At 25.9% G+C, this 6,038-nt stretch carries 8 protein-coding genes; 3 read left to right on the forward strand and 5 right to left on the reverse strand.

Annotated features, from left to right (window positions below; all coding sequences use genetic code 11):
• Positions 1–21: 21 nt before the first annotated feature.
• The 4 genes from GJV77_RS14355 to GJV77_RS14370 are packed head-to-tail and all read right to left on the reverse strand — an operon-like array spanning position 22 to position 2,508.
• Entirely contained in the window at positions 22–423 is a 402-nt protein-coding gene (locus GJV77_RS14355) for a hypothetical protein (RefSeq protein ID WP_155037020.1), read from the reverse strand.
• Entirely contained in the window at positions 423–1,223 is an 801-nt protein-coding gene (locus GJV77_RS14360; protein ID WP_155037021.1) for a hypothetical protein, read from the reverse strand. The genes GJV77_RS14355 and GJV77_RS14360 overlap by 1 nt, the downstream gene beginning before the upstream one ends.
• An 11-nt stretch (positions 1,224–1,234) precedes the next feature.
• Positions 1,235–1,972, reverse strand: a complete 738-nt coding sequence (locus GJV77_RS14365) for a hypothetical protein (protein WP_155037022.1) — start codon at positions 1,970–1,972, stop codon at positions 1,235–1,237.
• 56 nt (positions 1,973–2,028) lie between these two features.
• Positions 2,029–2,508: a hypothetical protein gene (locus GJV77_RS14370; RefSeq protein ID WP_155037023.1), complete on the reverse strand. Its 480-nt coding sequence runs from the start codon at positions 2,506–2,508 to the stop codon at positions 2,029–2,031.
• A gap of 97 nt (positions 2,509–2,605) precedes the next feature.
• Here GJV77_RS14370 and GJV77_RS14375 point away from each other — a divergent pair, with 97 nt between their 5' ends.
• Positions 2,606–2,827 carry a helix-turn-helix domain-containing protein gene (locus GJV77_RS14375; RefSeq protein ID WP_155037024.1) on the forward strand — a complete coding sequence of 74 codons (222 nt, stop codon included), beginning with the start codon at positions 2,606–2,608 and terminating at the stop codon, positions 2,825–2,827.
• Between the two features lie 154 nt (positions 2,828–2,981).
• Here the strand turns inward: GJV77_RS14375 and GJV77_RS14380 are convergent, their stop codons facing one another.
• Positions 2,982–3,335, reverse strand: coding sequence for a hypothetical protein (locus GJV77_RS14380; RefSeq protein WP_155037025.1), 354 nt, complete (start codon positions 3,333–3,335; stop codon positions 2,982–2,984).
• 571 nt (positions 3,336–3,906) lie between these two features.
• Here GJV77_RS14380 and gapS4a point away from each other — a divergent pair.
• Together gapS4a and GJV77_RS14390 are read left to right on the forward strand one after the other, a co-directional pair.
• Positions 3,907–4,860 carry a GapS4a family protein gene (gapS4a, locus tag GJV77_RS14385; protein ID WP_155037026.1) on the forward strand — a complete coding sequence of 318 codons (954 nt, stop codon included), beginning with the start codon at positions 3,907–3,909 and terminating at the stop codon, positions 4,858–4,860.
• On the forward strand, positions 4,853–5,974 hold the full coding sequence (locus tag GJV77_RS14390; protein WP_155037027.1) for a hypothetical protein: 1,122 nt from the start codon (positions 4,853–4,855) through the stop codon (positions 5,972–5,974). The genes gapS4a and GJV77_RS14390 overlap by 8 nt, the downstream gene beginning before the upstream one ends.
• Positions 5,975–6,038: the final 64 nt, after the last annotated feature.

Below are 6,038 nucleotides of genomic sequence, written 5' to 3' on the forward strand. Positions count from 1 at the left end.
GGAAACAGGAGATGACACAGTTTAAGTTACACTCCCATTATTATATATAATTATCAGTTCATTAGAGAAGTTTAAAAGCTCCTCAAATTCTTTATATTTAAAAAGCCAATCTTCTATCTTAAAGGTTGAAAGGTTAGAGGTAAATTCATCTATTGCTTCTTTATATAAAGTTTCTTTTTTATTAATTTCTAGAATAGATTTTAGTTCAAAATAAGCTTCTATAATAATACAGGATTTAATGCGTATAGGACAAACACAAGGATATAAATGGGATGTTGGATTATGGTATTTATTAAACCATTTACCACAAGGACTCTTATTAATTAAATGAAGTATTTTACTTTCATTTTTGTTTACCCAATGTATAACAGTTGAAATATCATTGTTCCTAGGTAGCTCTTTTAAAATTTCAGATGCTTCCATTATAAATCAATTTCATCTAACTTTAATTTTTTAATGGTTTTATCATTCAGTCTATAAGATATATATGGGTACTCATTAAACTGAATCCCATTAGAGATTAACTCTTCATTTCTTTGACTCTTATCAAACATAATCATAGAATTACCTTCTTCAGAAAAGTATGAATTGGTTTCTAATCCTTTAAAAAAGCTTATTACTAAGTAGTCAGTATTCCATACTAATAATTCTGTTTTATAAGAGTATTCAGTATTATGTGGTGATAATAAGTTATTTTTGATAGAGTAAAAAGGAATATTTTCCACTAAAACTTCATCAGGTTTGCCATATTTCTTAATTAGTAGGGATTCAATTTTATCTATTAAATCTTTTCTATTAGCTTGTATAAAACTGTTTATTCCAGTCTCTTTAGTTACATCAATCATTCTACCTTCTTCAAAAAGTGTAGCATTACCTTCAAAGCCTAACATTACATCTAGTTCTACTATATAGTCACTCCCCTCATTACTTCTTTGAAAATAAATACCATATTGTTTAATATTTCTTTGAGGTAGTAAATTAAACTTGTCACTATAAGCCCTTATTATTTTGCTAGTTCCAAGTTCATCAATACTTGTAAATACATGACCTGCAAAAAAAGTTTTATGAGGAATTTTAAGTGAATCATATTGCTCTATAAAGTCTAAGTTCTTTTTACCTAGAACTAAATTATCAATGATAGTTATATCCTTTTCACTTACCCTGTTACAAGCAAAAGACAATAAATTTATAGTAAGTATCGATGCTATTAATTTTAATTTCATAATTTTAATTTTTAGTTTTTCTTCTTTCTTGATCTTAAATACCTATTTACAACAATAAATCCTATGAATAATACAACTAGAATTACTTCTGTAGAAATCTCAGGGTTAACTAAGTACCTGATTAATGCAAAAATACCTGAAGCTCCTAATATCCATATGAAAACTGCTCCAAATAAAAAATCATCTAGATTCTTGTCACTTTTGCAATTAGAACATAATTCTTCTGATAGTTCTTTATCTGAATTACATTTCACACATTTAGAACTTGATGTTTTAGGATGTGGGTTATTAGTTATATTATCAGATAATAAAGACTCTTTTATTATAGATTTACTTTCTGTATTATATATTTCAGAATTAGTATATTGAGAAGCTATAGCAGATTCAATTATCTTATTATTTTCAGCTACTCCATCAATCATTGAATAAACATTAGATATATCTAAAACTTGACCTTTTCTCTTAAAAAACTTATCATATACAGCTTCAGCATTAGAAGTATCTCTACCTATTAAATTCCAAGCATATTTTCTACCATTAAAATATTCTTCTGCTTGTTTAAAAGAAGTTTGTTTAATATGGTCTGCAATATAATCTTCAAATGTAGCAGGTCTTCCTAATTCTTCTTCTAATCTTTTAGCTGTAATGATAGTTAAATCTGATAATTCCTTCTGCACTTCTAAAGGTAATTCAGGTGTATTTAAATCTCTAGGAGATTCAAACAAATTTTTAGAGGTTCTATTATTCATTTAGATTAAATAATTTGTATTTAAATGATTAGGTTAAATTAACTAATATTATTCAATTAAATATATGATATGATTAAAATTGCTATACCATCATCTTGTAATTGCATTTCAATATTAAGTAGTCCTCTATTCCAATTTTTACTAACTTGTTGTACACTATAGGTCTTATTAAAGTAATTAATTAAATGACTATATGTATTAAAGGTAATGTTGCCATTAGTAAGTTCAGGTATAATTACAAATATCACCTGCTCAACTCTATCATTAATAAAACCTTTACTAACTAATAATTTATCATCATCAGCCAATTTATATGTGTTTGTAACATATCTAGCATCATTAGATAAAGTTGTATTGATTAAACCATTAGTTATTGGCTCTTTAAAATAATCTAAACTTTGTTTATCAATAACATAATTTACAAACAACTGATATTGTACACTTCTAGTATTGCTGTTTATTTTATTTTGTGAGTATCCTGCTACAGTAACAAGAAATAGCACTAAAAGAAATAATCTTTGATTATATAGTTTCATTTTGAAAAAAGTAAGGTTATTAAATTAAAACTTGTCATATATGACATTAAGTTAAGCAAATATAAATCTTTCCTTGAGCTTGTCAAATATGTCAAGTATGAATAAAGAAGATTTACTTAAAAGTATTGGTAAAAATGTAAAACAAGCTAGAGAACTTAAGGGATTATCTCAAGTGGAATTAGTTGGTTTAATGGAGGTAAATATTGATACTACTAATATCTCTAGAATAGAGTCAGGTAGAACCAATCCTACTATTTTTACACTTTATAGAATAGCTTCTGCACTAGAAATGCCTTTAGAAAACTTAACTAAAATATAGCTACTGACATAAATAGCTATTATATTATATCTTCATATTTAATGCTTCTGCAGAAAAAAAGTATTTAGAGAACTATTTAGGTAACTACTCATTCTCACTAAAAATAAAATACACCTAAACTTTTACTGTTCAGGTGTATTTATAAATAAAGTATTTAAATAGATACTCCATTTTTAATTAAATCATCTATGAACTGATCTTGTGCTTTTACTTCTTCAGGTACATATTGGTATCTATGAGTTAACATTAGTACCTCTCCTGTGTCCTTATTTATGTATTCATAAGGTTCACATTCTTGTCTAATTACATTACCTGACATCTCTGTACCTATTAAAGCTTTACATGTATCTTCATCAAATGTAGATGAAATAAAAGCTTTCTTTACTATAGCATAGAATTGATTAGAGTTTTTACTCTTTACCATTTCAATTCCACCACTAATTTCTAAAACACAGAACTCTTTACCCTCTTCTGTTTGTCTCTTTTTGTAGTTGATAATTCTTACCATAATATTAAATTTTTGAGTTAAAAATACCCTATAAAAGACCTAAGATTAAAACATATCTCATTTAGCTATTAGCTTAAATACATGCATCTTTTGATTTTTATAATAAGGACAAGATATTTTCTCTTGCAAGGATAAGTGGAGGTCTTTGTGTGGGGAGCTTATAAAAAAAGAGTGTATATTGTTATTATAACAAGAGTTACAAGAGTTACTAGCTACAGTTACAAATAAGTATATTTTAACCTAAGTAGACTTATTTTTAGTTAAAGAAGAATAGAACAATATATATAACTTTCAAGTAAGTAAGATTAACTGTATCTTAAGAAGATAGAATACATGTATAAACCCTAAAAGATATAAACTACAAGAAGATTGGACAGGTAAGAATAAATATATCTAGCATATAAATTCATATAGATAATTATATAGGCTCAAAAAAAAAATCTGTTTATATATTCAGGGAGGGGTATTTTCTTTCTCAAGAATAAGGGGGGCTAGGTTATAGGGTGGTGTACTCTCTTTTGTTTAAAAGAATGCAAAAAAAAAATGTAATTTTATAAAAAATAAAAAGATTATGGGTGAAATATCAAAAATTAGTGGTGACCATGGAGAAGATGTTGTTAGTAAATTCTTTAAAGAAGTAATAGGACATGATAACATGGAATCTAATATAAAAGTTGATTGTATTTATGAAACAAAGCATATTGTAGGAGATGCAGAAAAGAGAGTATCACATGGTATTGATGCTTTAGTAAGTGGTGTAAATAGTTTAAAAGATAATAATTTAGAAGTAGGAATAGTATCAGTAAAACATACAATTGATAAATATCCTACTTTAAAAACATTTGAAGCTAAGTTTTCAAGTTATTTTAGAGAGTTAGTCTACACAATTAATTGTTTTAAAAAAAGCCCTAAAGCCATAGCTATTAATAAATCACCACTAGCAGAAGGAAGTAAGAGTACAGATTATGTAGGAATTATTTTTTGGATATCTAATAAAGATAAAAATGATACTGAATGGAATATTAAGGATAAGATAAAAAAAAGTTTATTAAATGTTGATAATGAAGTTTATGATAAAATATTAATAGTTGATAATGATACTCTTGAGTTTCTTTATGAAAACATACTACAAGTAAAAAAGGATTATGATATAGTAGACTTCTTCTATCCTCAAACTGGGTTTAATCAATCTAGTAAAACATCTTCTTTTGGAAAAAAAATGCCTTTGATATATTTGAATTCAAATATTATACCCTTAAGAATTGAGCATCAGAACGAAATTTTTCTATACTTTTTAATAAAAGATGAATTTAGTAGAGATAGCTATATATCATTAATCAATCTAGCTAAAAATATTAATCAAATACAAGCTACTCAGAAGACAGTTATTTCATTCCCAAACTATAATAAATTAGAACATGGTAGTATTATAGAAGAAATAAATAACTTAAATATTATAGATCGTCAGTTCTTAGGTCAAGTTAAAGTAATTAAACATAAAATAGATTTTAGAAATAATGAATAATATACTTCCATTTGGTAATGAGTTAAAAGATCTGTTATCAGAGTCTTATATAACAGAAGCTTTCTTAAGTAAAATTCTAAGAGAGAAAGGTATAATTGTCCAAAATAATGATAAGAATAGCTCTTTTCCTATTTTGATGTCATTACTTCTCTCTCCTAATGAATTTAGATTACTTCAAGAAAGGAATGAGGAAAAAGAACAGAAAGATAAAGTAAAAACTACTCTTTATCCTATAATAGAAGGTGTTCCCTTAGTAGATGTTTGTTTTGATCTAGATATTCATAAGATACTTGATGATAAGTTAACTTATACTCCAAATTATGAAATAATAGGAGTTCCTGCTTATGCATATGACAAAAAGGAAAAAGAAATCAATGTTGAAGTTATAATTAAAACAACATCAAATACTAAAGGATGGTCTAGTAGAGAGTCCAATCATACAGCTTCACTTAATATTAAAAACAACAACAATAATCTTACTGTTACCAAAAAATTCACATCTAGAGAATCTGAAGATGTTATTGATTTAATTCTAGATGATTTTAAAGAAAAACTTGAAAATAATAAGTTTTTAAATAAAGATAAAAATATAGAAAGAATATTATTTAACTGTTTTGATAATATTAATAGAGTTGCTTATTTTTACTCTTTTACAAAAATTTCTTCAAGAACATTAGAATTTATAGAAGTTACTGATATACATATTTTACCTGATACTGATTTACCTGATGATACAGAAGAAGAAAAAATACAAACTTCTATTCAAGAGTTTTTGAATAATGTAAATAATTTAAGTTTAAGAGGAAAAAAACTTCAAGATCATATTGTTATAGAAAAAGAGGAAAATCATGCATTTATTCAACTTAAGTCTTTGAAACTTAAATATAAAATCATAAAAGCAGGATATGAAGGTACATGTGTTATTGAGTTTGAATTTCCAGGAACTAGAAACCTTAAGAATTCAGAGTTTCAATTTAATATTTCAAAAATTGTTTTAACAGGAAAAGATAAACATAATGTAAATAAATATGAGTTAATAAAGACAATTAATTCAGTTTTAAACAATCATAAATTAGAACAATTTGAAAAATTAAAATTAACAAGCCCCTCATAAGAGGAGCTTGTTGGTTAACTCAAAAACCGGGAGTGTAACTTAAACTGTGTCATCTCCTGTTTCC

Origin of the sequence: Myroides pelagicus, from assembly GCF_009711055.1 — a bacterium.
Classification (GTDB): domain Bacteria; phylum Bacteroidota; class Bacteroidia; order Flavobacteriales; family Flavobacteriaceae; genus Flavobacterium; species Flavobacterium pelagicum.